Origin of the sequence: Streptomyces sp. NPDC050674 (assembly GCF_040654575.1) — a bacterium.
In the GTDB taxonomy this organism is placed as follows: Bacteria; Actinomycetota; Actinomycetes; order Streptomycetales; family Streptomycetaceae; genus Streptomyces.
In genome coordinates this window covers 643,304-669,448 of the sequence record NZ_JBFAIG010000001.1, presented here as the reverse complement: position 1 = coordinate 669,448, position 26,145 = coordinate 643,304, and the positions used below count along the sequence as shown (strand labels likewise).

Here is a 26,145-nt window from a genome sequence, read left to right as displayed (position 1 = left end):
GTCACCGCCTCCGGCGGTGGAAATCCGGTTGTCCGGGGCGCCGTCCGCTGACAGGGTCGCGCGCATGCCCGCCTTCTCCGCTCCTGACGGCACCACCCTCGCCTACCACGTCATGGGGGAGGGGCCACCGCTGGTCTGCCTGCCCGGTGGGCCCATGCAGGACTCCGTCTATCTGGGGGACCTGGGTGGGCTGACGGCGCACCGCACCCTGATCCGGCTGGATCTGCGGGGCACGGGGCGGTCCGCGGTGCCGAGTGACACGGCGTCCTACCGCTGCGACCGGCTGGTCGGCGATGTCGAGGCGCTGCGGGCGGAACTGGGCCTGGAGCGGATGGACCTGCTCGGTCACTCCGCCGGGGCGAACCTGGCCGTGCTGTACGCGGCCCGCCATCCCCGGCGGGTGGGACGGCTCGCGCTCGTCACGCCCAGCGTGTTCGCCGTCGGCCTCGACATCACGGCCGAGGACCGGCTGGAGACGGCCCGACTGCGCCGGGACGAACCGTGGTTCGCACCGGCGTACGCGTCCCTGGAGGCGATCACCTCGGGCCGTGCCGCTCCCACCGACTGGGAAGCCGTCGCGCCCTTCTGGTTCGGCCGCTGGGACGAGGAGGCCCGGGCATTCCGCGCTGCGGAGCAGGAGCAGCGCAACGGCGAGGCCGCGGCCCTGTACGCCTCGGAGGGTGCCTTCGACCCCGGCGCGACGCGTGCCGCTCTCGCCGCGTCGCCCTCGTCGGTGCTCGTCGTCGCGGGGGAGTACGACATCGCCGCGCCGGTGCGCGTGATGAAGGAGTACGCCGGGCTGTTCCGGCGCGCCGAACTCGTCGTGCTGAGCGGGGCGGGGCACTTCCCGTGGCGGGACGGGGCGCGGGCGTTCGTGACGGCCCTGACGGGCTTCTCGGCTCAGGTGCCCGATCCGCTGCCCGGGACGTAACCCGGGTCCACCTGCGCCGCGAGGTCCTGGCCCGTCCGCGCGTCCGCCCAGGCGTGGACGTTGCGCAGGTGGAACTCGACCGCGTGGCGGTGGAGCCGGTCCCAGTCGCGCGGCAGGGAGTCGACCGTGTCGCGCAGGACCCCGAGGGCGTGGCGGTTGTGCGGCTCCAGCGACGCCAGCGCGTCCGGGCCGGACTCGGTACGGCCCTGCTCTGCCGCGCGCACCCAGGGAGAGTGCACCAGGTGGGTCAGCAGGTCGTCGCCCACCTGCTCCTTGAGGAAGAGCAGGTCGTCCTCGCAGGTGACCTTGTTGCCGACGACCGCGACACGGATGCCGAACTGCTCCGCGTGGTCACGGTACTGGCGGTACACCGAGACGCCCTTGCGGGTGGGCTCGGCCACCAGGAACGTGATGTCGAAGCGGGTGAACAGTCCCGAGGCGAAGGCGTCCGCGCCCGCCGTCATGTCGACCACGACGTACTCGCCGGGGCCGTCCAGCAGGTGCCCGAGGTAGAGCTCCACCGCGCCGAGCTTGGAGTGGTAGCAGGCCACGCCCAGGTCCGACTCGTCGAACTCGCCCGTGACCATCAGCGGGACACCGCCCGCCCGGCCGACGTGCCGGGCGTGCAGCTCGTCGTCGCCCAGTGGTCGGAGCAGGCGGGAACCGCGGCCGGGCGGGGTCGTCTTGATCATCGCCTCGGGGGAGGCGATGCGGGGGTTCGTGCCGCGAAGGCAGGCCTTGATGTCGGCCAGGTGCGCGCCCAGGGGAGGCGCGGACACCTCCGCACCGCCGAGCGCCTCGGCGAGGTGCTGGTTGATGTCGCCGTCGATGGCGAGGACCGGGGCGCCGGAGCGTGCCAGGTGGCGGGAGAAGAGCGCCGACAAGGTGGTCTTGCCGCTGCCGCCCTTGCCGACGAACGCGACCCTCACGATCGCTCCGCCTTTTTGAAAATGGATGTCATGTGGCTAGGTTTAGGGAGTGCTCCCCGCCGGTGTCAAATCGCCTACTCCGTACGGGACGGGTGGTCACCCGCAGGCGGGGATCACCCTCGCCGCCTACGGCGACCGGCCCGAGCTGCCCGAGGTCGCCCGGGCCGCGCAACAGCGGCTCCGGACGTCGTACGGGGTCGAGCCGTACGCCCCGGACGCAGGTGGAGCGGCGGCGGCGAGCGGGCCCTGGCGGATGCCGGGGCGCGTCGCCGGCCGGCTGGATCAGGCGGGCAGCCTCGTGTCGATCACACAGCTGATCTCGACGAGCTGCCCGGGGAAGGTCAGTTCGGTGACGCCCAGGGCCGTGCTGACCGGGCGGTGGGTGCCGAAGTAGGCCCGGTTGCCCTTCGCGACCGCCTCGGCGTGGCGCACGAGGTCCACGACGTACAGCGTCTGCGAGACGATCTGGTTGCGGGTGGCGCCGTAGTGGGCCAGCACCTTGTCGAGGTTGGCGTACGTCTTCCCGAGCTGGGCGGCGAGGCCGTCCTCGGCATGGAAGACGCCCGACTCGTCGAACGACAGCTGCCCGGAGACATGGATCAGCTCGCCGGACCTGATCGCCTGCGTGTAGCCGAAGTGGCCTTCGGCGGGGATGCTGTGATCGAAGACATCGAGCGTGGTCATGGTGGGCGCTCCTTCCGTCGAGCACGGACCGTGCTCTCTTGCGGTTACTCGGAAACCGTAGGAGAGTGAACGCCGACCTGGAAGAACGCACTTTTCAGTGACTGGGGAACCCGATGGTGACCAAGCAGTTAAGAGACCTGCCGGAGAACGCGGACCTGCGGAAGGCGGATTCCCTGGCACGCGAGATCTTCTCGGACGTCGCGAACAAATGGGCGTTGCTGATCATCGAGGCGCTCGGGGAACGCACCCTGCGCTTCAGCGAGTTGCGCGACGAGGTCGAGGGCGTCAGCCACAAGATGCTCACGCAGAACCTGCGGATGCTGGAGCGCAACGGCCTGGTCGACCGGAAGGTGCACCCCACCGTGCCGCCGAAGGTCGAGTACACGCTGACCGAACCGGGGCGGGCCCTGCGCGCCACGGTCGACGCGATCTGCGGCTGGACCCACCGCTACCTGGGCCATATCGAGGCGGCCCGCGACCGGTTCGGCTCCTGACCGGCCGGGGCGGCCGGGGGTCAGCCGGCGACCAGCTCGCGCACCTGCCGCGGGGCCGGACTCTGCTCGACCCGCGAGGTGCGGTACAGCCACAGCACGTCCCGCCCGAACGACCACACCAGCAGACCCAGTGCCAGGGCCGCGACCCCGAAGTTGGCGGCGTACGGCAGGAGATCGGCGCCCGCGAGGAGCAGCAGCACGCCTTGGAGCGCGGCGACGGTCTTGCGGGCGGTGCTCGGCGGGAGCGCGGCCGTCAGCCAGGGCCAGACGCGGGCGGCGGCCACGAAGACATACCGCATGCCGCCGATCAGCAGCACCCACGGGCCCAGGGCCATCGACACGTACACACTCAGCACCAGGATGAGGAACGCGTCGACCTCCATGTCGAAGCGCGCCCCGAGCGGGGTCGAGGTGCCGGTGCGGCGGGCCACCTTGCCGTCGACGCCGTCGAGGATCAGCGCCACCGCCGTCAGGCCGACGAACAGCGACACGGGCGGTGAGCTCTCGAAGGAGTCGGCGACCAGCGCGGTGACCCCGCCGACGAGGGTGGCCCGGCCGAGGGTGACCCGGTTCGCCGCCCCGAAGGAGCGCAACCGGGAGCGGTGCAGGGCCCGGGAGAGCACCGCCCAGGTGGCGAACGCGAACGCGAGGCCGGTCAGCCAGCCCGCCGGCCCCATCCCGATCGCCGTGCCGATCAGGGCCAGCAGCAGCACCTGCACGCCCGCCCCCAGGGCGGTCTCCTGCTGGACGAGCCTCGCGTCGTACGTGTTGTTCAGGGCCACCGAACACCCTCCGGCCGTGTGACAGAGTCGATCAACGCCGCTACGTTGTGCGCGGCCTGTGCACCCCTCGGTACGCAAGCGGCTTCCCGATCGTTCAGGAGGACTTCGATGAAGGACACGGCACGTGCGTTCTGGATCGACTCGCCCGGGCAGGGCGCCCTCCGGGACGTCGACCTGCCGGTGCCCGGCGCGGACGAGGTGCTGGTCCGCACGCTGTTCTCGGGCGTCAGCCGCGGCACCGAGACGCTCGTCTTCCGCGGCGGTGTGCCCGTCAGCCAGCACACGGCCATGCGCGCGCCGTTCCAGGAAGGCGACTTCCCGGGCCCCGTGAAGTACGGCTACCTCAACGTCGGCGTGGTGGAGGAGGGGCCCGGGGAGCTCACCGGCCGCACGGTGTTCTGCCTCTACCCGCACCAGACCCGCTACGTCGTCCCGGCCTCGGCGGTCACCCCCGTCCCGGACACCGTGCCCGCCGAACGGGCCGTGCTCGCCGGGACCGTGGAGACCGCCGTGAACGCCCTGTGGGACGCCGCGCCCCTGATCGGCGACCGCATCGCCGTGGTCGGCGGCGGCATGGTCGGCTGCTCGGTCGCCGCCCTCCTCGCCCGCTTCCCCGGCGTCCACGTCCAGCTCGTCGACGCCGACCCGTCCCGCGCGAAGATCGCCGAGGCGCTCGGTGTCGGCTTCGCCACCCCGCAGGACGCCGACGGGGACCGCGACCTGGTCGTGCACGCCAGCGCCACGGAAGCGGGCCTCGCACGGTCCCTCGAACTCCTCACCGCCGAGGGCACCGTCCTCGAACTGAGCTGGTACGGCGACCGGAAGGTCAGCCTTCCGCTCGGCGAGGCCTTCCACTCCCGGCGGCTGGTCATCCGCAGCAGCCAGGTCGGCACCGTCTCCCCGGCCCGCCCCCACCGCACCTACGCCGACCGGCTCGCGGTCGCCCTGGACCTGCTGGCCGACCCCGCGCTCGACGCCCTCATCACCGGTGAGTCCGCCTTCGAGGACCTGCCGGACGTGCTGCCCAGGCTCGTCTCGGGCGACATCCCCGCGCTGTGCCACCGCGTCCGTTACGACGAGAGCGCCTGACCTGAGAAAAGACGAGAGCGCCTGACCTGAGAAAAGACGTACGGAAGGCTGAACAAGGGAAGGGAAGGAGCCGTACTACTCGGCATCCCCGGCACCCGGAGCGGGGAGCAGACGCGCCGCACCTGGAGGGTCGTCCGTTGTTCAGCATCACCGTCCGCGATCACATCATGATCGCCCACAGCTTCCGTGGCGACGTCTTCGGACCTGCCCAGCGCCTCCACGGCGCCACGTTCCTGGTGGACGCCACCTTCCGGCGCGAACAGCTGGACGAGGACAACATCGTCGTCGACATCGGGCTGGCCACCCAGGAACTGGGCGCGGTCGTCAGCGAGCTGAACTACCGCAACCTCGACAACGAGCCCGACTTCGCCGGAGTCAACACCTCCACGGAGTTCCTCGCCAAGGTCATCGCCGACCGGCTCGCCGAGCGCATCCACAAGGGGGCGCTGGGCGAGGGCGCCAAGGGCATCGCGGGCCTCATGGTCACCCTGCACGAGTCGCACATCGCCTGGGCGAGTTACGAGCGTGCGCTGTGACCGACACGACGATCGAACGGCCCGGGCAGCCCGGGCCGGCGCCGGCACGGCTGAATTATGTTCCCGTGCAGCACGCCTCCCTGAAGAACGCCGAGATCATCCCCATGTCCCTGCGCACCGTGCACTTCGTGCTGCCGGGCGGCGTCGACGACCCGTCGGCACCCAGCGGTGGCAACGCCTACGACCGGCGCGTGTGCCTGGACCTGCCCGGCTTCGGCTGGCAGGTGACCAAGCACGCCGTGGCCGGTGACTGGCCCCGGCCGGCAGCCGGCGCCCGCACGGAACTCGCCCGCACCCTGAGCGCCTTGCCCGACGGGGCCGTGGTCCTGCTCGACGGGCTGGTGGCCTGCGGTGTGCCGGAGGTCGTGGTGCCCGAGGCGGAACGGCTGCGCATGGCCGTCCTCGTCCACCTGCCGCTCGGCGACGAGACCGGCCTCGACGCGGCCGTGGCCGCCGAACTGGACGCCAGGGAACGGACGGTGCTGCGCGCGGTGCCGGCGGTGATCGCCACCAGCGACTGGGCCGTCCGCCGTCTGGTCTCCCACCACGGCCTGCCCCCCGAGCGGGTCCACGTCGCCGCCCCCGGCGCCGACATCGCGCCGCTCGCCCCCGGAACCGACGGCGTGTCGCGCCTGCTGTGCGTGGCCGCCGTGACCCCGCGCAAGGGCCAGCACCGGCTGGTCGAGGCGCTGGCCAGGGTGGCCGACCTGCCGTGGAGCTGTGTGTGCGTCGGCGGTCTGACCCAGGACCCGGAGTACGTCGCCCATCTGCGGTCGCTCATCGCCGAGCACGGGCTCCAGGACCGGCTGGAGCTGGCCGGGCCCAAGTCCGGCGCCGCGCTGGACGCCAGCTACGCCACCGCCGACCTGATGGTCCTCACCTCCTACGCCGAGACGTACGGCATGGCGGTGACCGAGGCTCTGGCACGGGGCATCCCGGTGCTGGCCACCGACGTCGGCGGGGTGCCGGAGGCGGTCGGCCGCGCGCCCGACGGCGGGGTGCCCGGCATCCTCGTCCCGCCGGAGAACCCCGCCGCCATCGCCGCCGAACTGCGCGGCTGGTTCGGCGAGGCGGACGTACGACGCCGGCTGAAGGCCGCCGCCCGCGGGCGCCGCGCCGCCCTCGGCGGCTGGGCGACGACCGCACAGAGCCTGGCGGCGGTCCTGCGCCGGCTCACCACCGAACCCCGGAGGGCCGCATGACCAACCCGGCGACGACGACTCAGCAGGGCGGGGCGATTCCGGCGCAACCCGGGCCGAGGGAGGTCACGATGGCACAGGGCGCGATACCGGGTGCGCACCCGGGACCGGTGCGGGCCGCGGCGGGCAGGCCGGGCACGGTCCCCGGCGGGCCGGACGCGCGGGTGCGGGCCGCGGACGCCGTGCTCCCGGCCGGCACGCCCGGGCCGGGGCAGGCCGGTGACGCCGTGAGGCCGGGACCGGGCTCCGGTGCCGCGTCCACCCCCGGTCAGATGCCCGGTGCGGTCATCCCCGGTGCCGGTCCGAGCGGCAGGCCCGGCGCGCGGCCGACCGTGAAGCTGCGCGAGGCCGACCCCGAGGATCCGCCCCGGTACGCGCCGGAGTGGCTGGAGTTGCGGGAGCCGGCCGATGCCGCCGCCCGGGCGCACGACCTGCTCGACCCGCTGCGGATCCGGCTCGCCAACCTGCCGGGCAGGTCGGGCGGCGTCGTCATCCACGACCTGGGCTGCGGCACCGGCTCGATGGGCCGCTGGCTCGCGCCCCGCCTCGACGGCGCCCAGCACTGGGTGCTGCACGACCGTGACCCCTACCTGCTGCACTTCGCCGCCGTGGCCTCCCCGCGCTCGGCCGCCGACGGCAGCCGGGTCACGGTGGAGACGCGGCGCGGTGACATCGCCCGCCTCACCCCGGACGCCCTGCACGGCGCGTCCCTGGTCACGGCGTCCGCCCTGCTGGACGTCCTCACCCGCGAGGAGATCGACACCTTCGCGGCCGCGTGCGCCGGAGCCGGCTGCCCCGCCCTGTTGACGCTGTCCGTCGCCGGGCGGGTGGAACTGACCCCGCCCCACCCGCTGGACGCGGTGATCGCTGAGGCGTTCAACGCCCACCAGCGCCGCGACGGCCTGCTCGGGCCCGACGCGGTCACGGTGGCGGCCGAGGCGTTCTCCGAGCACGGCGCCACGGTACGGCTGCATCCCAGCCCCTGGCGGCTCGGCCCCGACCAGGCCGCGCTCACCGAGCAGTGGCTGCGCGGCTGGGTCGGCGCGGCCGTCGAGGAGCGCCCCGAACTGCGGGCCGAAGCCGACGCCTACCTGACCGACCGTGTGGCCCAGTGCGCCGCGGGCGAGTTGCGCGTCACCGTCCACCACGTCGACCTCCTCGCCCTGTCCCGCCCGGCGGGCGGAGCGTCATGAGCCTCCAGGCGACGGGACCGCGTCCGCGCACGCTCCGGCCGTCCACCACCGGCAGCGGGGCGGGTACGGCCGCGGCGGCTACGGCCCGGGCCGGGGTGGTCGTGCCGCGCCCGTCCCCGGACGACACAGGCGATCCCGCCGCCCCCGGCCCGCTTTCCGCCGCCCCCACGCCGGACTCGGCCCCGGCGGGCAACGGCTTTGACGATGCCGGGCCGATGGGCGCCGTCCTGACCGAGCCGGCCGCTCCCGCTGCCTCCTCGCCCCGCCCGATCCGTACGGCCCTGGCTCGCCTCGGTTCCACCCGCGTCCGTACGCACCTGGGCACCCTCGCCGGTGTCGCCATCCTCGCCGTGCTGTTCTGGCGGCTCGGGACCGGTGTGTTCCTGGACGGGCTGCGGCGGATCGACGGGACGTCGGTGCTGCTCGCGCTCGGGATCGGTCTCGTCACCACCGTGTGCAGCGCGTGGCGGTGGGCGATCGTGGCCCGCGGGCTGAGGATCCGGCTGCCCTTCGGGCCGGCCGTCGCCGACTACTACCGCGCGCTGTTCCTGAACGCGGCCCTGCCCGGAGGCGTCCTCGGCGATGTGCACCGGGCCGTGCGGCACGGGCGGAGCGAGGGCGACCTGCGGCGGGGCGTGAAGGCCGTCGTCCTCGAACGGGCCGCGGGCCAACTGGCGTTGTTCGCCGTCGGGGCCGTGGTCCTGCTGACCATGCCGTCCCCCGTGCTGACCCAGGCGCGGCACATCGCGGTGCCCGCGGGCCTGGCCGCCCTGGGCGCGCTCGCCGTCGTCCTGACCCTGCGCATGAACCGTTCGGCACCCTCTGCCCGGGGCCGCAGGCTGCGCACCGTCCTCGCCGAAGCCCGCGAGGGGCTGCTGTCGCGAGAGAACGGGCCCGCGGTGGTTGTCTCCTCCGTGGTGGTGCTGGCAGGTTACGTCGCGATGTTCGTACTCGCCGCCCGGGTCGCCGGGATCGCCGCCTCCGTGGCCGTCCTGCTCCCGCTCGCGGTCCTCGCCCTGCTGGCGATGGGCCTGCCGCTGAACGTCGGTGGCTGGGGCCCCCGAGAGGGCGTCACCGCCTGGGCGTTCGGCGCCGCCGGCCTGGGAGCCGGCCGGGGCCTGGCCGTCGCGGTCGTCTACGGGGTGCTCAGCCTCGTGGCCAGCCTGCCCGGCCTGATCGTGCTCGTGGCCCGCTGGCACGCGGGCCTGCGGGCCGGGGCCCGGGTCGCTCCCCAGGCCCCGGAGCCCCAGGGCGACTATGCGTCGGAGGTCAGGATCGAGAAATACGCCCCGAAGGAATCGGCGAGGCTAGCCAGCAGTTCCTTCCCCTTTTCCGCCGAACCCAGTGAAGGACGCCCGATGACACCGGAATCGGTATAGCCGGACATGCCGAGGGTGAGCAGATGACGACGGTCGTCAGCGACGAAATCGGATGTCTCGTAACCGGGTCGGAGCATTTCGGGATGAGCATGCAGAAGGATGGAGGTCTCGATTTCCCCCGCGTGCATGTCGGTGAGCAGCGAGGTGACCACACCCGCCCGCTCGCGCGCCGCCTCCCAGTCCTCCGCGGCCGGGAAGAGCGCCATCCGCTCGCCGCGTGCGGAGGACTCCTGCACCACGTTGCCCAGCACGTAGTTGCCGCCGTGCCCGTTGACCACCACCAGGGCCTCGACGCCGGACCGGCGCAGCGACGCCGCGATGTCCCGTACCACCGCATGAAGGGTCACCGAGGAGATGCTGACGGTCCCCGGCCAGGCCGCGTGCTCGTGCGAGCACGAGATCGTCACCGGAGGAAGGAGGTGCACCGGGTACGCGCCGGCTATCTCCCGCGCGACGGCACAGGCGACGAGCGTGTCGGTCGCCAGCGGGAGGTACGGACCGTGTTGCTCGAAGCTCCCCACGGGAAGCACCGCGACCTGCCGTGAGACACCGGAGCCCCGCGTCCGTACGTCTTCCGTGGTGTCCGCCGGCACCAGATCACTCATAACGTCACGGCCTTTCGTCTCTGCTTAGGAACTCGAGAATCATGACAGAAAAAATTGGCGTACTCGGCAAGAAGTCGGCGCAGCGGACCGGCGTGGAACGCGTCGTGAATGCGCCCTTGCCCACCGTGTACGGGAAATTCCAGGCGGTCGGTTACCTGGACCATGACCGCGGTGACGAACAGGTGGCGCTGGTCTACGGAGAGATCGGCACGGACGACGTCCTCATACGGCTGCATTCGGAGTGCCTGACCGGCGACGCCTTCGGCTCCCAGCACTGCGAGTGCGGTGACCAGCTCGACGCCGCGCTGCGCGCGGTCGTCAGCGAGGGCGCGGGCATCGTCGTCTACCTCAGAGGGCACGAGGGCCGTGGCATCGGCCTGCTCGCCAAGCTGCGCGCCATGGCCCTGCAGGCGGAGGGCCTGGACACCGTCGAGGCCAATCTGGCCCTCGGCCTGCCGGTCGACTCCCGCGACTACGGCGTCGCCGCGCGGATCCTGGACGACCTGGGCGTGCGGTCGGTGCGTCTGATGTCGAACAACCCGCGCAAGCGCGAGGCGCTGGTGGACCACGGCATCACGGTCGCCGAGCAGGTGCCGCTGCTGATCCCGCCGTGCGAGAACAACATCACCTACCTGCGCACCAAGCGGGAACGTCTTGACCACCACCTGCCCCACCTGGACGCCGTGGTCAGCTCCTCCTGACGCGTACGCTTCGTGGACGTCCGCCCCTTGAGCGTCGGTCCTCGCGGCCGACGCCTCACGCCGGAGGCCCACCTGCGATGACCGAGCTCCATCTGTGGCTGCGCCACGAGTCCCGCACGACCGAGCGACGCACTCCGATCGTTCCCGACGACGCCCGGCGGCTCGTCGGGAACGGAGTGCGACTGACCGTCGAGGAGTCCCCGCAGCGGGTCTTCCCGGCCGAGGAGTACGAGGCGGCCGGCTGCCGTGTCGTGCCCGCCGGGTCCTGGGCGACGGCACCGCGCGACGCCGTCGTGCTCGGCCTGAAGGAACTGCCGGAAAAGCCCGCCGAGCTGACGCACCGGCACATCTTCTTCGGCCACGCCTACAAGGGCCAGCCGGGCGCGGCGGACCTGCTGGGCCGGTTCGCCGCCGGGGGCGGGGCGCTGTTCGACGTGGAGTACCTGGTGGACGACAGCGGACGACGCCTCGCCGCCTTCGGGTTCTGGGCCGGCTACCTGGGTGCGGCGCTGGCGGTCCTCAGTCACCGGGACCGGCTGCGGACACCGCTGACGCCGACCACCAAGGAAGACCTGGACGAGACGCTGAAGCCCGTCACCGGTGACCACGACATCGCCGGACTCGTCGTCGGCGCGCTGGGCCGCAGCGGCCGCGGTGCCCGCTCCGCCTTCGCCGCCGCCGGGGTCGAACCGACCTGCTGGGACCTCGCCGAGACCCGGGACCTGGACCGCAGCGCCCTGCTGGAGCACGACGTCATGGTCAACGCGGTGCTCGCCACCACCCCCGTCCCGCCCTTCGTCCGTGAGCGGGACCTCGACGCCCCCGGCCGCCGGCTGCGCACCCTGTGCGACGTGACCTGCGACGTCGGCTCCCCGCTCAACGTCCTTCCGGTGTACGACGAGACCACCTCCTGGGACGAGCCCGTACGGCGGCTGCGCGACGCACCGCCGCTCGACCTGATCGCCATCGACAACCTGCCCTCCCTGCTGCCGCTGGAGTCCAGCACCGACTTCTCGGCCGCCCTGCTGCCCCACCTGCTCGACTTCGGCGTCGGAGGACCCTGGGGACGCTGTCTGGACCGGTTCCATGAGGCGACCCGCGCCCACGGCCTCGACGAGGCCGAGGGCAAGCCCCGTGATCGCTGAACCGGCGGCCGGGAGCGGCACCGTCCAGGCCGCCGGGACGGCCGCCCGCTCCGAGCTGTGGCTGCGTCAACTCACCCGGAACAGGGTGGAGTTCACCCTTCGCGTCAACCGGTAGCGGTCATGGTTGCGTCAGGGCTTCGTGGACCATCCGCTTGAGGTCCTTGAAGACCGTGTGGGACGTTCTGGGCCGTACCTGTGTCATGAACTGCACCGTCAGGTCATGGCCCGGGTCGACCCAGAACGTCGTCGTGGCCACGCCGCTCCAGCCGTAGGCGCCCAGCCCCGACGGGGCCAGGGTGCGGGACGGGTCGATCACCACCGAGCAGTTGAAGCCGAAGCCGAGCCCCTCGTTGCCGGGCTCGTCATGGGCGGGGCGGCTGCCGAAGGCCCGCAGGTCGGCGCCGCCGGGCAGATGGTTGCGGGTCATCAGGTCCACCGTCCGGGATTCGAGCAGCCGCACCCCGTCCAGTTCGCCCCGGCGGCGCAGCATCTCCATGAAGCGGTGGTAGTCGTGGGCGGAGCAGACCATGCCGCCGCTGCCCGACAGGAACCGCGGCCGGCCGCGCAGCGGGAGCCCCGGGACCGGCTCGATGCCGCCGCCCTCCTTCTCCCCGTACATCTCGGACAGCCGGGGCGCCTGCGCGTCCGTGACGTGGAAGCCCGCGTCCGTCATGCCGAGCGGCCCGAAGATCCGCTCCGCGCAGAACACGTCGAGGGGCTGCCCGGACACGACCTCGATGATCCGGCCCAGGACGTTGCTGGCCACCGAGTAGTTCCACTCGGTGCCCGGCTCGAACTGGAGCGGCAGGCCGGCATAGACCTCGATGGTCTCGGCCAGGTCCGCGCCCGGCGGCACCGACGACTCCAGACCGGCCTCGCGGTACAGGGCGTCGACGGGGTGGGCGTGGTAGAAGCCGAAGGTCAGGCCCGAAGTGTGGGTCAGCAGATGCCGGACCAGGATCGGGCCCTCGGCCGGGCGGGTCTCGACGTCGGGCCCGGACCCCGCGACGTAGACCCTCGGGTCGGCGAACGCGGGCAGATGGACGGCGACCGGGTCGTCCGGGGACAGCCTGCCCTCCTCCATCAGGAGCAGCGCGGCGACCGCGGTGACCGGCTTGGTCATGGAGTAGACCCGCCACAGCGTGTCGGGCTCGACCGGCAGCCCGGCCGCGATGTCGCGCAGCCCGTGGGTGGCGAGGTGGGCGACGCGCCCGGCCCGGGCGACGGACACGAGGAAGCCCGGCAGCCGCCCGTCGTCGACCAGCGCCGCGAAGTGCCGGTCCATGCGGTCCAGCACCCGCGGATCCAGCCCCGCCTCATCCGGATCGACCTCTTGTCGAAGCTGTGCCATGGCTCTTCTCCCGTCGCACTCGTCGAGGTGAGATCGGGCATACCCCGCCCGGGCCGCCCGAGACCCCATCGTGGTGCAGGAACGGTTCATGATCGGGTAAGAACACGTGAGCGAGGGCCCTGGAGCCCGGAGCCGGCGTCCTGCCGACCGCGTCGCCGGTGGCGTAGGCCAGCGGCGGAGCGGGGCATCGGACGAGCAGATGGGGACGTGCCGGATCGCGGCTAACCAGAGCGCTCCGCCGTCAGGTAGGCGATCACCATGTCGCCCAGCATCGCCCGGTAGTGGGCGCGCTGCGCCCGGTCGAGCAGGTCTCGGCCGAACAGCGCGCCGAAGGTGTGCCGGTTGGAGACCCGGAAGAAGCAGAACGAGGAGATCATCGCGTGCAGGTCGACGGCGTCGACGTCGGCCGTGAACAGACCCGACTCCTGGCCCGACGCCAGGATCCGGCGGATCACGTCCAGGGCGGGGGAGCCGATCTTCCCGAGCTTCCCGGAGGCGGCGATGTGCTGCGCCTCGTGGATGTTCTCGATGCTCACCAGGCGGATGAAGTCCGGGTGTTGCTCGTGGTGGTCGAAGGTCAGCTCGGCCAGGCGCCGGATGGCGGCCACCGGGTCCAGGTGGTCGACGTCGAGCCGCTGCTCGGCCTCCCGGATCACGCCGTAGGCCCGCTCCAGCACGGCGGTGAACAGCTGTTCCTTGCCGCCGAAGTAGTAGTAGATCATCCGTTTCGTGGTGCGCGTGCGGGCGGCGATCTCGTCCACCCGGGCCCCGTCGAAGCCGGCCCGCGCGAACTCCTGGCTGGCGACGTCGAGGATCTCGGCCCGCGTGCGGGCGGCGTCACGGATGCGCTCGCCAGGTCGTGCCGGTTCTTCGACGCTGGTCATCAGGTTCCTTCGGGCGGAGGGGCCGGTGCCGGTGATTCTAGAAGCGCCGCGAGGGCCCCCGGCTCGCCGCGATCGGCCTGGAGTCACCGGACCCCGCCGCAGCGGCCCGGCGCGCCGAGGCGCTGCTCGCGCCCGTACTGCCGCGCCGCCGCGCGCCCGAGGACGCGCCGCTGGACGCGGTCGCCGCGCCCGACGGCACCGAGCTGTTCTTCTGCGCCACCGGCCAGCCCGAACGGCCCGACTGGCGCGCCGACTTCGAGCACATCCGCCGGCCCCCGGCGGACCCGGGCGTGCGGGGCATCGACCACCTCGCCCTCACCGTCGGCGCCGCGCCCGCGGACGACACCGAACACGCCCAGCACATCGCCCTGGCCACCGACGACGTGGTCGCCGCCGCCCGCCGCTTCGGGGAGGCCGGCGGCACCCCTTGCCGGTGCCCGCGGACTACTACGACGGCCTCGCCGCCCGCCACGACTTCGCCGACGGCGAGCTGGAGACCTACCGCGACCTCGGCATCCTCTACGACCGTGACGCGCACGGCGTCTTCCGCCACTGCTGCACCCGCACCGTCGGCCGGGTCTTCCTCGAACTGGTCCAGCGCGACGGCGGCCACCGGGGCTACGGCGGCGCCAACGCCCCGGTGCGGCCGGCCGCGCAGCACGCGGTGCGGGCGCTCACTGGCGGCTGACGGTCCGGGTGATGCCGGTGACGACGGTGGTGGCGAGGATCCAGCCCGTGAGCACCAGGGTGTAGGAGAGCCACTGGTATCCGCCGGTGGGAGCGAACGCGGCCTCCTGCCCGAAGGAGATCACCGGCAGCAGCAGGTCGAGGGTGTAGAAGACCGGGTTGAACGGCGGCGCCTCGTCCGCCTTCAGCGGCTCGGGGTGGTGCAGCGCGTAGGCGAGGGAGCCGATCACCAGCAGTGACACCAGCCAGCCCGCGGCGCGCAGGGGGCGGAAGCCGTAACCGACGGTGGCGTCCTGCACATGGCCCCACAGCCGGCCGTACCAGGGCAGGGTGGCGCGCCGGCGGCGCTGCTTGGCGAGCTGGACGACGCGGGCGGCGTCGTCGTCCCCGATCCGGCGGTAGGCCGCGGTCAACTGCTCGTAGGCGTGCGGGACATAGCCCTCGCCGTCGCGCTCCAGCATCGCCAGACGCCGCTCGGCGGGCGCGTGCGGGGTGAGGGAGGTGTAGACGAGGCTGTTGAGCAGGACCTCCTCGGGGACGACCTCCGGCTCCAGGAACAGCACGTCCAGCTGCGCGCGGCGCAGGTTGAGCGTGCCCGCCATGGGCGGGCTCTTGCGCAGCCAGAGCTCCCCGATGGTGCAGCTGCTGGCCCGCAGGGCCGCGTCGCCCGGGTTCGCCAGGCGGGCGTGCGACAGGTCGAGCCGGCCCGCGATCCGGGCGCCGCGCAGACCGATCCAGCCCAGCACGTCCGTCTCGCGCAGCAGGGCGTCGCCGTCCACCGTGAGCGTCTCGGCGTCGAGGGCGACCTCTCCGGCACCGGCCGCCAGCCGCGCCCCGTTGAGGTCGACGGTGCCGGCGACCGACGTGCCCGTCAGCCGCACCTCACCGCGTGTCCGCAGCCCCGGCGCCGACAGGCCGTCACCGACGCTCATGTGGTTGAGCTGGAGCGCCGGCTGGCCGGGGGGCGGTTCGTCGACGGCGGCGCCGTCCAGGAACAGCGCACCGGAGAGCTGCGCGCCGCCGAGCCGCACGGGCCCCCCGAACGAACAGCCCGACAGGCGCAGGACACCGTCCACGCGCAGGGTGGCGGCGTCCAGGCCCGGCAGGACCGAGCGGCGCAGGTTCAGCTGGCGCAGCCGCGCCGCGTACAGGACGGGCACGTCCTCGAAGGAGCAGTCGCTCAGGCGCACGGCGTGGCCGATCTCGCCGTACTGGAGGTTCAGCACCCCGGTGATGCGCGCGCCCGCCACTCGGAGCGCCGCCGTCTCCCCGTCCTCCTGCGGGGCGCTCAGCAGCAGTGCGCGCACCACGGAGGCCCGCAGGGTCCGCTCGGGGCCCCAGTCGGCGCCCCGCGCCGGGTCCTCGTCCGCCGGGCCCCGGAAATCGACGTCCTGCCCGCGTGCGAAGGCACGCCACACCCGCTCCTCGGCGGGTGTCCGGTGGTCGCTCTCCATCAGCCGGGACTCTGGCGCGCCCGGCCGGAGGCTGTCAACTCACCTCCGGCCGGGCCCGGTTACGCCCTGGTGTTCCACTCCGCGATCACGGGCCTGCCGTGCTCGGTCGACAGCCGGCAGACCGTGCCGGTCTCCAGCCGGAACAACCGTCCCTCCGCCGGGGACAGACCCAGCCGGCGGGCGGTCACGACGCGCAGGAAGTGGCCGTGGGCCACCAGCAGCACATCGCCCTCGGGCAGCGCCTTCGCCGCCCGGGCCAGCACCCGGTCCGCCCGTTCGCCGACCTCCATCGGGGATTCGCCCGGCTCGCCGTCGGGGCCGGGCGGGTTCCCGTCGGTCCACAGGTCCCAGTCGGGGCGGGTGCGGTGTATCTCCTCGGTGGTGACGCCCTCGTAGGCGCCGTAGTACCACTCGTGCAGGTCCGCCTCCCGCACGGCCCCCTTCAGGCCCGCGAGCTCGGCCGTGCGCACCGCGCGGGCGAGCGGGCTGGTGAGGACCAGCGCGAAGGAGCGGTCCGCGAGGAGCGGAGCGAGCGACGTGGCCTGCTCCTCACCGTTCGGGGTGAGGGGCAGGTCGGTGAAGCTGGTGTGCTGTCCGCTCCGGCTCCACTCCGTCTCGCCGTGGCGGACCAGCAGCAGATCGCCCACGTCCTACGCCTTCTTCGCGGACTCGACGGCGTGGCCGCCGAACTGGTTGCGCAGCGCGGCGATCATCTTCATCTGCGGCGAGTCGTCCTGCCGGGAGGCGAACCGCGCGAACAGGGAGGCCGTGATCGCGGGCAGCGGCACCGAGTTGTCGATGGCCGCCTCCACGGTCCAGCGCCCCTCGCCCGAGTCCTGGGCGTAGCCCCGCAGCTCGTGCAGGTGCTCGTCCTCGTCCAGGGCGTCGACCGCCAGGTCGAGCAGCCAGGAGCGGATGACGGTGCCCTGCTGCCAGGAGCGGAACACCTCGCGGACGTTGTCCACCGAGTCCACGGCCTCCAGCAGCTCCCAGCCCTCGGCGTAGGCCTGCATCATCGCGTACTCGATGCCGTTGTGGACCATCTTCGCGAAGTGCCCGGCGCCGACCCTGCCCGCGTGGACGAAGCCGTAGGGGCCTTCCGGCTTGAGCGCCTCGAAGATCGGCAGCAGCCGGTCGACGGTCTCCTTCTCGCCGCCGACCATCAGGGCGTAGCCGTTCTTCAGGCCCCACACGCCGCCGGAGACGCCCGCGTCGACGAAGCCGATGCCGCGCTTGCTCAGCTCCTCGGCGTGCTTCTCGTCGTCCGTCCAGCGGGAGTTGCCGCCGTCGACCACCGTGTCGTACGGCTTGAGCAGGCCCGCGAGCTGGTCGATGACGTGCTGGGTGGGGCCGCCGGCCGGGACCATGACCCAGACGGTGCGCGGCGCTTCCAGCTGGTTGACGAGGTCGGCCAGACTGTCGGCGTCGGACTTCTCGGGGTCGGTGTCGTAGCCGATGACGGTGTGGCCGGCGTTGCGCAGGCGCTCGCGCATGTTGCCGCCCATCTTGCCGAGACCCACAAGACCGATCTGCATGTTAGTTCACTTCCCGGAGGTTGCGGTAGGTGGCCACCAGCGCGGCCGTGGACGGGTCGAGACCGGGGACGTCCGCGCCCTCGGTCAGGGCGGGCTCGACGCGCTTGGCGAGCACCTTGCCGAGTTCGACGCCCCACTGGTCGAAGGAGTCGATGTTCCACACGGCGCCCTGCACGAACACCTTGTGCTCGTAGAGGGCGACCAGCTGGCCGAGGACCGACGGGGTCAGCTCGGTGGCCAGGATCGTCGTGGTCGGGTGGTTGCCCAGGAACGTGCGGTGCGGCACCTGCTCCTCGGGCACGCCCTCCGCGCGGACCTCCTCGGCGGTCTTGCCGAAGGCGAGCGCCTGGCCCTGGGCGAACAGGTTGGCCATCAACAGGTCGTGCTGGGCCTTCAGTTCGTCGCTCAGTTCGGCGACGGGCCGGGCGAAGCCGATCAGGTCGGCCGGGATGAGCTTGGTGCCCTGGTGGATCAACTGGTAGTAGGCGTGCTGCCCGTTGGTGCCGGGCGTGCCCCACACCACCGGTCCGGTCTGCCACCGCACCGGGTTCCCGTCGCGGTCCACCGACTTGCCGTTGGACTCCATGTCGAGCTGCTGGAGATAGGCGGTGAACTTGGACAGGTAGTGGCTGTAGGGCAGGACGGCGTGCGACTGGGCGTCGTGGAAGTTGCCGTACCAGATGCCCAGCAGGCCCATGATGAGCGGGGCGTTGGCCTCGGCGGGGGCATTGCGGAAGTGCTCGTCGACGATGCGGAAACCGTCGAGCATCTCCCGGAAGCGGTCGGGGCCGATCGCGATCATCAGGGACAGCCCGATCGCGGAGTCGTACGAGTAGCGCCCGCCGACCCAGTCCCAGAACTCGAACATGTTGTCGACGTCGATACCGAAGCCGGCGACCTTCTCGGCGTTCGTCGACAGTGCCACGAAGTGCCTGGCCACCGCCTTCTCGTCGCCGCCGAGGCCGCTGAGCAGCCAGGAGCGCGCCGAGGTCGCGTTGGTGATCGTCTCGATGGTGGTGAACGTCTTGGACGCGACGATGAACAGCGTCTCCGCCGGGTCCAGGTCGCGGATGGCCTCGTGCAGGTCGGAGCCGTCCACGTTCGACACGAAACGGAACGTCAGCTCGCGAGCGGTGAAGGGCCGCAGCGCCTCGTAGGCCATCGCCGGGCCGAGGTCCGAGCCGCCGATGCCGATGTTGACGACGTTGCGGATGCGCTTGCCGGTGTGACCGGTCCACTCCCCGGAGCGCACCCGGTCCGCGAAGGCGGCCATCTTGTCGAGCACGGCGTGCACACCCGGGACGACGTTCTCGCCGTCGACCTCGATGACGGCGTCCCGCGGGGCGCGCAGCGCGGTGTGCAGCACGGCCCGGTCCTCGGTGATGTTGATCCGCTCGCCGCGGAACATGGCGTCGCGCAGGCCGAACACATCGGTCGCGGCGGCCAGTTCCCGGAGCAGGGCCAGCGTCTCGTCGGTGACCAGGTGCTTGGAGTAGTCGATGCGCAGATCGCCCACGTGCACGACGTAGCGCTCGGCGCGCCCCGGATCGGCGGCGAACAGTTCCCGCAGATCGGGCCGGGGCAGGGCGTCCGCGCGGTGGTCCTCCAGGGCGGTCCACTCGGGACGCCGGTCGAGCCGCGGGGAGCCGGTGGGGGAGTCAGACATGAGCAGGGGTCTCCTCGGTTGCCTCGCCGTTCAGGGCGATGGCGTACATCTCGTCCGCGTCGAGGCGCCGCAGCTCCTCGGCGATGAGTTCGGAGGTGGCACGGACCTTCAGGGCGAGGGTGCGCGACGGCTGGCCCGGCAGGGTCAGCGTGGCCAGCGGCCCCTCGGGGCGGTCGATGACGATCTCGCCGTTCTCGGTGCCCAGGCGCACGGCCGTGACGACCGGCCCGGCGGTGACCACGCGGTCGACCCGCACGTGCAGCCGTGCCTCCAGCCAGCGGGCCAGCAGCTCGGCGGCCGGGTTGTCGGCCTCGGCCTCCACGGCCGCCGAGGTGATGCGCGCCCGGGCCTGGTCCAGCGCCGCCGCCAGCATCGAACGCCAGGGCGTCAGCCGGGTCCAGGCGAGGTCGGTGTCACCGGGCGCGTAGGCGCGGACCCGGGCCCGGAGCGTCTCCAGGGGGTTCTCGACGGCGTACAGGTCGGTGATCCGCCGCTGGGCGAGCGCGCCGAGCGGGTCCTTGGACGGCACCTCGGGGGCGTCCACCGGCCACCACACCACCACCGGCGCGTCCGGCAGCAGCAGCGGCAGCACCACCGAGTCGGCGTGGTCGGACACCTCGCCGTAGGTCCGCAGGATCACCGTCTCGCCGGTGCCCGCGTCGGCGCCCACCCGCACCTCGGCGTCCAGCCGGGAGGACTGGCGGTCGCGCGGGGTGCGGGCGTGCCGCTTGATGACGACCAGGGTGCGCGAGGGGTGCTCGTGCGAGGCCTCCTCGGCCGCCCTGATCGCGTCGTAGGCGTTCTCCTCGTCCGTGACGATCACCATCGTCAGGACCATGCCCACGGCGGGCGTGCCGATGGCGCGGCGCCCCTGCACCAGCGCCTTGTTGATCTTGCTTGCCGTGGTGTCGGTCAGGTCGATCTTCATGGCCTGCGCCAGCTCCGTCCGTCTCGTGCGAGCATCTCGTCGGCTTCCTCGGGTCCCCAGCTGCCCGAGGCGTACTGCGCGGGCCGGCCGTGCGTGGCCCAGTACTGCTCGATCGGGTCGAGGATCTTCCAGGACTCTTCCACTTCCTGGTGACGGGGGAACAGGTTGGCGTCGCCCAGGAGGACGTCCAGGATCAGCCGTTCGTACGCCTCGGGGCTCGACTCGGTGAAGGACTCGCCGTAGGCGAAGTCCATGGTCACGTCCCGGATCTCCATCGAGGTGCCCGGCACCTTGGAGCCGAAGCGGACCGTCATGCCCTCGTCCGGCTGGACGCGGATGACGATCGCGTTGGAGCCGAGCTCCTCGGTGGCGGTGGAGTCGAAGGGGGAGTGCGGGGCCCGCTGGAAGACGACCGCGATCTCCGTCACCCGGCGGCCCAGCCGCTTGCCGGTGCGCAGGTAGAACGGGACGCCGGCCCAGCGCCGGTTGTCCACCTGGAGCCTGACCGCGGCGTAGGTGTCGGTCGTGGAGGACTGGTCGATGCCGTCCTCCTCCAGATAGCCGCGCACCTTGGTACCGCCCTGCCAGGCCGCCGCGTACTGACCGCGCACGGTGCCCTGCCCGAGGTCCTGCGGCAGCCGCACGGCCTTGAGGACCTTCAGCTTCTCGGTGAGCAGCGAGGCGGCGTCGAAGGCGGCCGGCTCCTCCATCGCGGTGAGCGCCATCAGCTGGAGCAGGTGGTTCTGGATGACGTCACGGGCGGCGCCGATGCCGTCGTAGTAGCCGGCCCGGCCGCCGATGCCGATGTCCTCGGCCATGGTGATCTGCACGTGGTCCACGTACGACCGGTTCCAGATCGGTTCGAACATCTGGTTGGCGAAGCGCAGCGCCAGGAGGTTCTGGACGGTCTCCTTGCCCAGGTAGTGGTCGATCCGGAAGACCTGCTCCGGGTCGAACACGTCGTGCACGATCCGGTTGAGCTCCTCGGCCGACCTCAGGTCGTGCCCGAACGGCTTCTCGATGACCGCCCGGCGCCAGGCGCCCTCGGGGGCGCTGGCCAGCTTGTGCTTCTTCAGCTGCTGGACGACCTTCGGGAAGAACTTCGGCGGCACCGAGAGGTAGAAGGCGTAGTTGCCGCTGGTCCCCCGGGAGGCGTCCAGCTCCTCGACCGCGGAGCGCAGCTGCTTGAACGCCGTGTCGTCGTCGAAGTCGCCCGGGATGAACCGCATGCCCTCGGCGAGCTGCTGCCAGACCTCCTCGCGGAACGGGGTCCGCGCGTGCTCGCGGACCGCGTCGTGCACCACCTGCGCGAAGTCCTGGTCCTCCCAGTCCCGGCGGGCGAAGCCCACCAGGGAGAAGCCCGGTGGCAGCAGGCCGCGGTTGGCCAGGTCGTACACCGCGGGCATCAGCTTCTTGCGGGACAGGTCACCGGTGACACCGAAGATGACGAGCCCGGAGGGGCCCGCGATCCTGGGCAGACGGCGGTCGCGCGGGTCGCGCAGCGGGTTGCTGAAGTCCGGGTCGGCGGCGCGGTCCGGGTGCGGGGCCGGGGCGGCCTCCGTCTCGCCGTCCACCCCGGTCTCCTCGACTCCGGCCGCCTCCTGGGCCAGCCGGGCCTCCTTGTCCTCCTTGGTCCCCTTCGTCTCCTGCTCGGCCGTCTGGGGGATGTCCTCGCTCATTCCGCGTCAACTCCCTTGCTGTTCAAGGACTTGGTGACCGCGTCCAGCAGGTCCTGCCAGGCCACCTCGAACTTGGCCACTCCCTCGTCCTCCAGTTGCCGCACCACCTCGTCGTATGCAATGCCGAGCCGTTCCACGGCCGCCAGGTCCGCCCGGGCCCGGTCGTAACCGCCGGTGACGGTGTCGCCCCGGACGTCACCGTGGTCGGCGACGGCGTTCAGCGTGGCCTCCGGCATGGTGTTCACCGTGCCGGAGGCGACCAGCTCGTCCACGTACAGGGTGTCCTTGTAGGCGGGGTCCTTCACACCGGTGGAGGCCCAAAGGGGGCGCTGCCGGTTGGCTCCGGCGCCTTCCAGGGACCGCCAGCGCTCCCCGTCGAAGGCGTGTTCGTACGCCTCGTGGGCGAGTCGCGCGTTGGCCAGGGCCGCCCTGCCCTTCAGCGCCAGGGCCTCGTCGGTGCCCAGCAGCGTCAGGCGCTTGTCGATCTCGGCGTCCACCCGGGAGACGAAGAACGAGGCGACCGAGTGGATCTCCGACAGGTCCAGGCCCGCCTCCCGCGCCCGCTCCAGGCCGGCGAGGTAGGCGTCCATCACCTCGCGGTAGCGCTCCAGCGAGAAGATCAGCGTCACGTTGACACTGATACCCGCTCCGATCACTTCCGTGATCGCCGGCAGGCCCGCCTTCGTCGCCGGGATCTTGATCATCACGTTGGGGCGGTCCACCAGCCAGGCGAGCTGCTCGGCCTCGGCGACGGTCGCCGTGGTGTCGTGGGCCAGCCGGGGGTCGACCTCGATGGAGACCCGGCCGTCCCGGCCGCCGGTCCTGTCGTACACCGGCCGCAGGACGTCGGCGGCGGCCCGCACGTCGGCGGTGGTCAGCATCCGGACGGCCTCGTCGACGGTCACACCCCGTACCGCCAGGTCGGCGAGCTGCTCCTCGTAGCCCGCCCCGGAGCCGATGGCGGCCTGGAAGATGGACGGGTTGGTGGTGACGCCGACGACATGCCTCGTGGCGACGAGCTCGGCCAGGTCGCCGGACTCGATCCGTCGGCGCGACAGGTCGTCCAGCCAGATCGACACGCCCTCGTCGGACAGGCGCTCGAGTGCTCCCGCGTGCGCGGTCGCTTCGGTCACAGTGATCATCTTCTTTCGGGTGGTGCGGTCAGCCGCGCACCGCGGACAGGGATTCCCGCGCGGCGGCGACGACGTTCTCGGGGGTGAAGCCGTACTCGGCGAACAGGGTTCCGGCATCGGCGGAGGCACCGAAGTGCTCCAGGGAGACGATGCGTCCCGCGTCCCCGACGAACCGGTACCAGGTGAGTCCGATGCCGGCCTCGACGGCGACCCGGGCCTTCACGGTGGGCGGAAGCACGCGGTCGCGGTACGAGCGCGGCTGTTCCTCGAACCACTCCACCGACGGCATCGACACGACACGGGTGGGCACGCCCGCCTCCTGGAGGCGCTCGCGTGCCTCGGCGGCGACGTGGACCTCGGAACCGGTGGCGATGAGGATCACCTGCGGCTCGCCGCCCTCCGCCTCGAACCGCACGTACCCGCCGCGCGCGGCGTCCGGGTCGGGGGCGTACGTCGGCACGCCCTGACGGGTCAGCGCGAGGCCGTGCGGGGCCGGGGCGGTGGAGTGCCGCTCGAGGATCTCCGCCCAGACGAGGGCGGTCTCGTTGGCGTCGGCGGGGCGTACGACGTTCAGGCCGGGGATGGCCCGCAGCGCGGCCAGGTGCTCCACCGGCTGATGGGTGGGTCCGTCCTCGCCCAGGCCGATGGAGTCGTGCGTCCACACGTACGTCACCGGCAGCTGCATCAGGGCCGACATCCGCACCGCGTTGCGCATGTAGTCGGAGAAGACCAGGAAGGTGCCGCCGTAGACGCGCGTGTTGCCGTGCAGGGCGATGCCGTTCATCTCCGCGGCCATGGAGAACTCGCGGATGCCGAAATGGACCGTGCGGCCGTACGGGTCCGCCTCCGGCAGCGGGTTGCCCGCCGGGAGGAACGAGCTGGTCTTGTCGATGGTGGTGTTGTTGGAGCCGGCCAGGTCGGCCGAACCGCCCCACAGCTCCGGGAGGACCGGGCCGAGCGCCTGGAGGACCTTGCCGGAGGCGGCCCGGGTGGCGACCGCCTTGCCCGGCTCGAACACCGGCAGGGCGTCCTGCCAGCCCTCGGGCAGCTCGCCCTTGCTGACGCGGTCGAACGTGGCGGCCCGCTCCGGGTTCTCGCTCCGCCAGGCGGCGATCGCCTTGTCCCAGGCGGTGTGCGCCTCGGCGCCGCGGTCCAGGGCCCGTCGGGTGTGGGCCAGCACCTCGTCGGCGACCTCGAAGGAACGCTCCGGGTCGAAGCCGAGGAGGCGCTTGGTGGCCGCGACCTCGTCCTCGCCGAGCGCCGAGCCGTGCGCGGCCTCGGTGTCGCGGGCGTTGGGGGCGGGCCAGGCGATGATCGTGCGCATCGCGATGATCGACGGCCGCGCGGTCTCGGCCTGTGCCGCCTTCAGCGCCGCGTACAGCGCGTGCACGTCGACGTCGCCGTCCTCCCGCGGCTCGATCCGCTGCACGTGCCAGCCGTAGGCCTCGTAGCGCTTGAGCACGTCCTCGGAGAACGCGGTCGCGGTGTCGCCCTCGATGGAGATGTGGTTGTCGTCGTAGAGGAAGACCAGGTTGCCGAGCCTCTGGTGACCGGCGAGCGAGGAGGCCTCGGCGGAGACGCCTTCCTGGAGGTCGCCGTCGGAGACGATCGCCCAGACCGTGTGGTCGAAGGGGGAGTCGCCCGCGGGGGCGTCCGGGTCGAACAGACCGCGCTCGTAGCGGGCGGCCATCGCCATGCCGACGGCGTTCGCGACCCCCTGGCCCAGCGGACCGGTGGTGGTCTCCACGCCCGCGGTGTGCCCGTACTCGGGGTGGCCGGGCGTCTTGGAGCCGTGGGTGCGGAACGCCTTCAGGTCGTCGAGCCCCAGCTCGTAGCCCGCGAGGTAGAGCTGTGTGTAGAGGGTCAGCGAGGTGTGGCCGGGGGACAGGACGAAGCGGTCACGGCCGGTCCACTCGGGATCGGCGGGATCGTGGCGCATCACCTTCTGAAAGATCGTGTAGGCGGCCGGTGCCAGGCTCATCGCGGTGCCGGGATGACCGTTGCCGACCCGCTGAACGGCGTCCGCCGCCAGAAGGCGGGCGGTGTCGACGGCACGCCGGTCGAGTTCGGTCCATGCGAAGCGGTCCGCTGTCTGCGTGCTCATCTTCAAGAAGTCCTCGATAGGAGCGAAGGTGCTGGTCTGACGTGTTCAAAATTAAAAGTCTGACTTTTATGGCGGAAGGTCGTCGTGTGCCAGCCTGTGGTGAAAGTGGGACACCCATCGGCGACACGGCACGCGAGCGGGGCGGTACGAGGCGGACATGGCGGACAGAACCATCCAAGGTGGCGACGGGATCGATACGTTCCCCTTCCCGGTCGAGCTCAGTGTCGGCGGCGTCGGCATGCAGGTCGGCCCGATGAGCACGGGCCGTACCTGGCACACCGACGCGCCGCTGGGGCGCGTGCACCGCATCGACTTCCACATCGTCCTGCTGTTCGGCGCGGGTCCGGTCCGGCACATGGTCGACTTCACCGAGTACGAGGCCATGGCCGGGGACCTGCTGTGGATCCGCCCGGGGCAGGTCCACCGTTTCTCGCGCAGCAGTGAGTACCGCGGAACCGTCCTGACCATGCAGCCGGGCTTCCTGCCCCGCTCGACGGTGGAGGCCACCGGCCTCTACCGCTACGACCTGCCGCCGCTGCTGCGCCCCGACGCGGCCCAACTCGCCGGTCTCCAGGCCGCGCTCGCCCAGCTGCGCCGCGAGTACGAGGACACCGCGACGCTCCCGCTCAGCCTGCACACCGCCGTCCTGCGCCACTCCCTGACGGCGTTCCTGCTGCGTCTGGCCCATCTCGCGGCGAGTTCGGCCCAGGCCCCGCGCCAGCGCTCCGACTCCACCTTCACCCTCTTCCGGGACGCCGTGGAGCGGGACTTCGCCACCAACCACAGCGTCAGCGCCTACGCCGACGCGCTCGGCTACTCCCGCCGCACCCTGGTCCGGGCGGTGCGCGCGGCCACCGGCGAGACCCCCAAGGCCTTCATCGACAAGCGCGTGGTCCTGGAGGCCAAACGGCTCCTCGCCCACACCGAGTTGCCGATCGGCCGGGTCGGCGTGGCGGTCGGCTTCCCGGACGCCGCGAACTTCTCCAAGTTCTTCCACCAGCACACGGACCAGACCCCGGCGGCGTTCCGGGCGGAGCTGCGCTGAGCACGGCGTAAG

General features: G+C 72.2%; 24 protein-coding genes and 2 pseudogenes. 12 read left to right on the top strand and 14 right to left on the bottom strand.

Translation table 11 applies throughout. From position 1 onward, the window contains the following. The first annotated feature begins 64 nt into the window (after positions 1-64). Complete coding sequence (locus tag AB0I06_RS02855; protein ID WP_363116920.1) at positions 65-931, top strand: alpha/beta hydrolase; 867 nt, start codon at positions 65-67, stop codon at positions 929-931. Here AB0I06_RS02855 and AB0I06_RS02850 read toward each other — a convergent pair. Continuing rightward, entirely contained in the window at positions 901-1,860 is a 960-nt protein-coding gene (locus AB0I06_RS02850) for an ATP-binding protein (protein WP_363116919.1), read from the bottom strand. The two genes, AB0I06_RS02855 and AB0I06_RS02850, sit on opposite strands and share 31 nt — an antisense overlap. 282 nt (positions 1,861-2,142) lie before the next feature. Next, a complete protein-coding gene (locus AB0I06_RS02845; protein WP_363116918.1) occupies positions 2,143-2,544 on the bottom strand; it encodes a RidA family protein in 402 nt (133 codons plus the stop codon). A 113-nt stretch (positions 2,545-2,657) separates the two neighbouring features. On the opposite strand from AB0I06_RS02845, the gene AB0I06_RS02840 reads away from it, so the two are divergent. After that, positions 2,658-3,038, top strand: a complete 381-nt coding sequence (locus tag AB0I06_RS02840; protein ID WP_363116917.1) for a helix-turn-helix domain-containing protein — start codon at positions 2,658-2,660, stop codon at positions 3,036-3,038. Between the two features lie 20 nt (positions 3,039-3,058). Here the strand turns inward: AB0I06_RS02840 and AB0I06_RS02835 are convergent, their stop codons facing one another. Next, complete coding sequence (locus AB0I06_RS02835) at positions 3,059-3,820, bottom strand: CDP-alcohol phosphatidyltransferase family protein (RefSeq protein ID WP_363116916.1); 762 nt, start codon at positions 3,818-3,820, stop codon at positions 3,059-3,061. A 108-nt stretch (positions 3,821-3,928) separates the two neighbouring features. Here AB0I06_RS02835 and AB0I06_RS02830 point away from each other — a divergent pair, with 108 nt between their 5' ends. The 5 genes and pseudogenes from AB0I06_RS02830 to AB0I06_RS02810 all read left to right on the top strand — a co-directional run. Further along, positions 3,929-4,909: a zinc-binding alcohol dehydrogenase gene (locus AB0I06_RS02830; RefSeq protein ID WP_363116915.1), complete on the top strand. Its 981-nt coding sequence runs from the start codon at positions 3,929-3,931 to the stop codon at positions 4,907-4,909. A 137-nt stretch (positions 4,910-5,046) separates the two neighbouring features. Continuing rightward, positions 5,047-5,445, top strand: coding sequence for a 6-carboxytetrahydropterin synthase (locus tag AB0I06_RS02825; protein WP_363116914.1), 399 nt, complete (start codon positions 5,047-5,049; stop codon positions 5,443-5,445). Further along, positions 5,442-6,647: a glycosyltransferase family 4 protein gene (locus AB0I06_RS02820; RefSeq protein WP_363116913.1), complete on the top strand. Its 1,206-nt coding sequence runs from the start codon at positions 5,442-5,444 to the stop codon at positions 6,645-6,647. The genes AB0I06_RS02825 and AB0I06_RS02820 overlap by 4 nt, the downstream gene beginning before the upstream one ends. A 269-nt stretch (positions 6,648-6,916) precedes the next feature. Beyond that, complete coding sequence (locus tag AB0I06_RS02815; protein ID WP_363117028.1) at positions 6,917-7,837, top strand: class I SAM-dependent methyltransferase; 921 nt, start codon at positions 6,917-6,919, stop codon at positions 7,835-7,837. After that, positions 7,834-8,997: pseudogene (locus AB0I06_RS02810) on the top strand (lysylphosphatidylglycerol synthase transmembrane domain-containing protein); the annotation flags it as partial. The gene AB0I06_RS02815 and the pseudogene AB0I06_RS02810, both read left to right, overlap by 4 nt. 95 nt (positions 8,998-9,092) lie before the next feature. Here the strand turns inward: AB0I06_RS02810 and AB0I06_RS02805 are convergent. Then, complete coding sequence (locus AB0I06_RS02805) at positions 9,093-9,821, bottom strand: creatininase family protein (protein WP_363116912.1); 729 nt, start codon at positions 9,819-9,821, stop codon at positions 9,093-9,095. A 41-nt stretch (positions 9,822-9,862) separates the two neighbouring features. Between AB0I06_RS02805 and ribA the strand changes: the two genes are divergently transcribed. From ribA to AB0I06_RS02790, 3 genes are all read left to right on the top strand, one after another. Beyond that, entirely contained in the window at positions 9,863-10,522 is a 660-nt protein-coding gene (gene ribA / locus AB0I06_RS02800) for a GTP cyclohydrolase II (protein WP_363116911.1), read from the top strand. A 77-nt stretch (positions 10,523-10,599) separates the two neighbouring features. Then, complete coding sequence (locus tag AB0I06_RS02795; RefSeq protein WP_363116910.1) at positions 10,600-11,667, top strand: saccharopine dehydrogenase; 1,068 nt, start codon at positions 10,600-10,602, stop codon at positions 11,665-11,667. Then, positions 11,657-11,782 carry a hypothetical protein gene (locus tag AB0I06_RS02790; protein WP_363116909.1) on the top strand — a complete coding sequence of 42 codons (126 nt, stop codon included), beginning with the start codon at positions 11,657-11,659 and terminating at the stop codon, positions 11,780-11,782. The genes AB0I06_RS02795 and AB0I06_RS02790 overlap by 11 nt, the downstream gene beginning before the upstream one ends. A 3-nt stretch (positions 11,783-11,785) precedes the next feature. On the opposite strand, the gene AB0I06_RS02785 is transcribed toward AB0I06_RS02790, so the two are convergent. Together AB0I06_RS02785 and AB0I06_RS02780 are read right to left on the bottom strand one after the other, a co-directional pair. After that, positions 11,786-13,018, bottom strand: coding sequence for a serine hydrolase domain-containing protein (locus tag AB0I06_RS02785; RefSeq protein WP_363116908.1), 1,233 nt, complete (start codon positions 13,016-13,018; stop codon positions 11,786-11,788). 221 nt (positions 13,019-13,239) lie between these two features. Further along, the gene (locus tag AB0I06_RS02780; RefSeq protein WP_363116907.1) at positions 13,240-13,902 is read right to left on the bottom strand and encodes a TetR/AcrR family transcriptional regulator; all 663 of its coding nucleotides are present in this window, start codon (positions 13,900-13,902) and stop codon (positions 13,240-13,242) included. Positions 13,903-13,946: 44 nt separating this feature from the next. Between AB0I06_RS02780 and AB0I06_RS02775 the strand changes: the two are divergent. Next, positions 13,947-14,590, top strand: a pseudogene (locus tag AB0I06_RS02775) (VOC family protein); the annotation flags it as partial. Here AB0I06_RS02775 and AB0I06_RS02770 read toward each other — a convergent pair. Genes AB0I06_RS02770 through tkt form a run of 8 tightly spaced genes read right to left on the bottom strand, consistent with a single transcriptional unit; the run spans position 14,577 to position 25,088 of the window. Continuing rightward, positions 14,577-16,043, bottom strand: a complete 1,467-nt coding sequence (locus AB0I06_RS02770; protein WP_363116906.1) for a membrane-associated oxidoreductase — start codon at positions 16,041-16,043, stop codon at positions 14,577-14,579. The pseudogene AB0I06_RS02775 and the gene AB0I06_RS02770 sit on opposite strands and share 14 nt — an antisense overlap. Positions 16,044-16,102: 59 nt before the next feature. Continuing rightward, positions 16,103-16,690: a histidine phosphatase family protein gene (locus AB0I06_RS02765; protein ID WP_363116905.1), complete on the bottom strand. Its 588-nt coding sequence runs from the start codon at positions 16,688-16,690 to the stop codon at positions 16,103-16,105. 3 nt (positions 16,691-16,693) lie between these two features. Next, a complete protein-coding gene (gene gnd, locus AB0I06_RS02760) occupies positions 16,694-17,578 on the bottom strand; it encodes a phosphogluconate dehydrogenase (NAD(+)-dependent, decarboxylating) (protein ID WP_363116904.1) in 885 nt (294 codons plus the stop codon). A 1-nt stretch (position 17,579) separates the two neighbouring features. Continuing rightward, positions 17,580-19,244, bottom strand: coding sequence for a glucose-6-phosphate isomerase (gene pgi / locus AB0I06_RS02755; RefSeq protein WP_363116903.1), 1,665 nt, complete (start codon positions 19,242-19,244; stop codon positions 17,580-17,582). Then, positions 19,237-20,172, bottom strand: a complete 936-nt coding sequence (gene opcA / locus AB0I06_RS02750; RefSeq protein WP_363116902.1) for a glucose-6-phosphate dehydrogenase assembly protein OpcA — start codon at positions 20,170-20,172, stop codon at positions 19,237-19,239. Before opcA ends, pgi begins: the two co-directional genes overlap by 8 nt. Beyond that, entirely contained in the window at positions 20,169-21,851 is a 1,683-nt protein-coding gene (gene zwf / locus AB0I06_RS02745; protein WP_363116901.1) for a glucose-6-phosphate dehydrogenase, read from the bottom strand. Before zwf ends, opcA begins: the two co-directional genes overlap by 4 nt. Continuing rightward, positions 21,848-22,993: a transaldolase gene (gene tal, locus AB0I06_RS02740; RefSeq protein WP_363116900.1), complete on the bottom strand. Its 1,146-nt coding sequence runs from the start codon at positions 22,991-22,993 to the stop codon at positions 21,848-21,850. Before tal ends, zwf begins: the two co-directional genes overlap by 4 nt. A 19-nt stretch (positions 22,994-23,012) precedes the next feature. After that, a complete protein-coding gene (tkt, locus tag AB0I06_RS02735; protein WP_363116899.1) occupies positions 23,013-25,088 on the bottom strand; it encodes a transketolase in 2,076 nt (691 codons plus the stop codon). A gap of 157 nt (positions 25,089-25,245) precedes the next feature. Between tkt and AB0I06_RS02730 the strand changes: the two genes are divergently transcribed. Continuing rightward, positions 25,246-26,133, top strand: a complete 888-nt coding sequence (locus tag AB0I06_RS02730; RefSeq protein WP_363116898.1) for an AraC family transcriptional regulator — start codon at positions 25,246-25,248, stop codon at positions 26,131-26,133. Positions 26,134-26,145: the final 12 nt, after the last annotated feature.